Source organism: uncultured Anaerococcus sp., assembly GCF_937934665.1.
GTDB lineage: Bacteria > Bacillota > Clostridia > Tissierellales > Peptoniphilaceae > Anaerococcus.
This window is the reverse complement of sequence record NZ_CALGYW010000084.1, coordinates 1-3,748: the sequence shown is the minus strand read 5'-3', so window position 1 is coordinate 3,748 and position 3,748 is coordinate 1. Positions and strand designations below refer to the sequence as shown.

General features: G+C 34.6%; 4 protein-coding genes. All 4 read right to left on the bottom strand.

The genetic code is table 11. The features are described from left to right. Positions 1-319: 319 nt before the first annotated feature. The 4 genes from Q0410_RS04800 to Q0410_RS04785 all read right to left on the bottom strand — a co-directional run bounded on the left by Q0410_RS04800 (position 320) and on the right by Q0410_RS04785 (position 3,447). Positions 320-2,026, bottom strand: a complete 1,707-nt coding sequence (locus Q0410_RS04800) for a catalase (protein WP_299033584.1) — start codon at positions 2,024-2,026, stop codon at positions 320-322. 235 nt (positions 2,027-2,261) lie between these two features. Continuing rightward, the gene (locus Q0410_RS04795) at positions 2,262-2,708 is read right to left on the bottom strand and encodes a MaoC/PaaZ C-terminal domain-containing protein (protein WP_299033581.1); all 447 of its coding nucleotides are present in this window, start codon (positions 2,706-2,708) and stop codon (positions 2,262-2,264) included. A gap of 113 nt (positions 2,709-2,821) precedes the next feature. Further along, positions 2,822-3,079, bottom strand: coding sequence for a hypothetical protein (locus Q0410_RS04790; RefSeq protein WP_299033578.1), 258 nt, complete (start codon positions 3,077-3,079; stop codon positions 2,822-2,824). 5 nt (positions 3,080-3,084) lie between these two features. Next, positions 3,085-3,447, bottom strand: coding sequence for a hypothetical protein (locus Q0410_RS04785; RefSeq protein WP_299033575.1), 363 nt, complete (start codon positions 3,445-3,447; stop codon positions 3,085-3,087). Between the last annotated feature and the right edge of the window lie 301 nt (positions 3,448-3,748).

Sequence of the window (3,748 nt, the reverse complement as noted above, 5' to 3'; positions counted from 1 at the left end):
AATACAATAAGAGTAAATGATATTGTTTTTTTCCCACTTAAGTCTCTAAATAAGCAATTGATTGCTTAAATTACTAGAGCAAATATAATTATATAAATAAAAAATATAGGATTAATCTAGAGCAATTTCTATTATAAAGAGTAAAATTTTGCCTAAGTACTGATTAGAATTAAAATTAGATTAAAAAACTAGCTTTTGCAATATATCAGTAACTACTGCCTTGGTAAGAACTTTCTCCTTTTAGAAAGTATCAATAAAAATATTATAAAAGAGGTTGTTGCAAATAATGTAACAGCCTCTTTTATTTTAATCAATTTTCTTATAGCAGATATGGATCATCTTCCCAAGCTGTTAAGCTTTTTGGGTCAGCAACATTTGTATCTCTACCTTCGGCTGGTAGATCTTTTGCACTTTCTGGTTCTGCTTTTTCTGTTGGGTAGTTTAAATCTTGATCTAATGCATTATATTTTTCCCATTCTTCTCGTGAAGCAGGTGTTTTAATATCAAGATATTTTACATCATCTATATCAATACCTAGTGCTTTTGCAACTCCCTTACCATAGGCTGGATCAGCCTTATAGCAATTTCTAATATATCTATGCTTAATTTGCATTGTTGAATCGCCCATATTTCTTGCGGTATTTTCAAATAAAACTAGTTTTTGCTCTTCTGTCATTCTATTAAAGAGCATGCCTGGTTGTGTGAAGTAATCACTGTCATCTTCTCTAAAGTCATATCTTCTTACTTCTCCACCCTCATCATGTGGAATCTCAAGTGATGGGTCATCTTTCCATGCTCCATATGAGTTTGGTCCATAGTGAAGCTCACTTCCCTTGTTTCCATCAACTCTCATGGCACCGTCCCTATGGAAGTCATGAGGGTTTTTTACAGCTAATGGACTATTTACTGGGATTTGATGGTGGTTAACTCCTAATCTATATCTTTGAGCATCTGAGTAGAAGAAAGCTCTTGCTTGTAACATCCTATCTGGAGATAGGGCGATGCCTGGTATTATATTTGCAGGTGAGAAGGCAGCTTGCTCTACATCTTGGAAGTAGTTATCTGGATATTTATTTAGCACATATTCACCAACTGGAATGAGCGGATAATCTTCCTTTAGCCACATTTTTGTTAGGTCAAATGGGTTTTGTGGATGATTTTCGGCCTGTTCTTCAGTCATAACTTGGATATACATCTTCCATTTTGGAAATTCTCCTTGCTCTATTGCGTCATAGAGGTCACGACCAGCTGATTCTCTATCCTTGCCATTTACTATTTCTGCTTCTTGATCTGTAAAGTTTTGTATACCTTGCTGGCTCCTAAAGTGAAATTTTACCCATACTCTTTTTCCTTTATCATTATACATAGAGTAAGTATGGGAACCAAATCCATGCATAAATCTAAAGGATGATGGAATTCCTCTATCAGAGTTGATGATTGTTGTTTGAAGAAGTGATTCAGGCAGACTTGACCAATAATCGAAGTTTGTGTTTGGACTTCTTAGGTTACTCTTTGGGTCTCTTTTAACTGCATGGTTAAGATCTATAAATTTCATTGGGTCTCTGAAGAAAAATACAGGCGTATTATTACCAACTATATCCCAATTTCCTTCTTCTGTATAAAATCTTACAGCAAATCCACGTATATCACGTTCGGCATCAGCTGCTCCACGCTCACCAGCTACTGTAGACATTCTAGAAAATACTTTGCACTTATTTCCTATCTTTGAAAATAGCTTTGCCTTTGTATACTTTCTAATATCATCAGTTACTGTAAATTCACCCCAAGCGCCCCAGCCTTTGGCATGCATTCTTCTTTCTGGGATTACTTCTCTATTAAAATGAGCCTGTTTTTCAAAAAGCCACAAATCTTGTATTGAAATATGACCACGCTTGCCAGCTGTCATTGAATCTTCGTTATTGTCTACAACTTGACCACCAGCTCGTCTTAATGTAGTATCATCTGCTACATTCTGGTTTCTACTTGGAATGGATTTTGACAAGCCATTCTTTTTTGTTGGGTCCATAAAAACTCCTTATATCTTCGAGATAAATCTCTAGTTACACACAAATAGTAGATAGACAAATGCTACCTTTTTAGAATAATTCTAACGTAATAAAAGGATTGTTATAAATTTTTTAAAAAACATTTAATAATTTATAATAATTCCCTCCTTTTTGTTAGTCTCATAACTAACAATGTTAAGAATATTTTTAAATATATCTACAATAATTTTATACCCTTGATTATAACGTACTAAACTATTTATTGTTCTTAAAGGCCACCAGTCCTGACGCACAATACTCGCTTACTTTCTCCCCCTCTTGGTCAAAAACAGTCATAAGGAAGGATACTGAACCATCTTTACCTTCTTTACGAATCTTTTTATCTACAATTTCTACCTTTATATCATAAAGAATTCCAGGAAAAACTGGCTTTAACCACTTGGCATATTCTACACCAAGACCTGCTATAAGACCATCCTTGTCAATTCCCGTCTTTACCCATTGACCCCAAAAGGCCATATTTGAGTAAGACCCTGGTGATATAATTTGCCCAAATCGTGAAGCCTTTGCCTTATCCTTGTCAGTATGAATATCTCTCGGGTCATATTTTTTGCCAAAGTATATTAGCTCTTCTTCACTAAACTTAATCGGCTCAATCTCCTTATCAAACACCATACCTACTTCATAATCTTCAAAGTACATATTTCTCCCTTTTCAATTTATTTCACTTGAACGTCTATCTTTGATATATATACCCAATTTTAGATTTCTTGCTTGTAGACAATATTTATCTGAGCCCGCCAAGGCTTTAGCCTTCAAATCATTAATCTTGCCATTTCTGCAATATCACCTATGCCTACAGAATATGAAATTTCAACCTGTCCTGCCCTGATTTTTATATCAGCTGATAAAAATCTTTCTCTTCTTATAGCCTGTTTTTTCATAAAGACAAAAGCCTCATTACATAGTTTGTAGACTTCATCACTTGTATAATTTGCAAGAAGATAGGCCATCCAGCAATAATGCTCTTTTGTATCATAAGTACTATAAGCTGCCTTATATCTATAAAACATCTTTGCTAAAAATCTTTATAAAAATTAGTCTGTGATATATTTTCAAAACCTATATCCCCTCCCAATCTATTAGAAGTGGCATAGAGTCTTCTATAGGCCTGGTATATATCATATGAAAGCTTGTCAATGTTGACACTCTCTTGCTTAAGATTGTTGTATTTTTTATCAAAATCATCTAGACTAACATTTTTTCTAATGACATAATAAAGCTCATCTGGCTTTAACTTAAATTTAAGATTAGTAATCATATAATATAACAAACTTTCTTCCACATCACCTATAATTGAGGTATTATCCCAATCAAAGACTGCAAAAGGCCTGATATTTGGGTTGTAGGTGGCAGAATCTATGCCGTGTTTTGCGATCAATTTATTTATAAAAGTAAAGGGGCTGTTGCAGAATGAATAAATCGTCCCAATATCACCAGAGGGTCTCAAAAAGCCGACGGGCTAGTTTTTTAAAAAATTTGCCTCCATGAGCCGGCAGGCTATAGATGGCCTACCGGCCTTTAGAGGTAAAATTTTCTAAGAGAACCCTCTGCCGATGGGACGATAGTTATTCACAATTTGCAACAGCCCCTTTGTTGATATATTCTTTCATCTAAACCATCTTTCCAGGGTCGACTATTTGATCAAATTCGTCTTCTGTAACAAAACCTAATTTAGCATT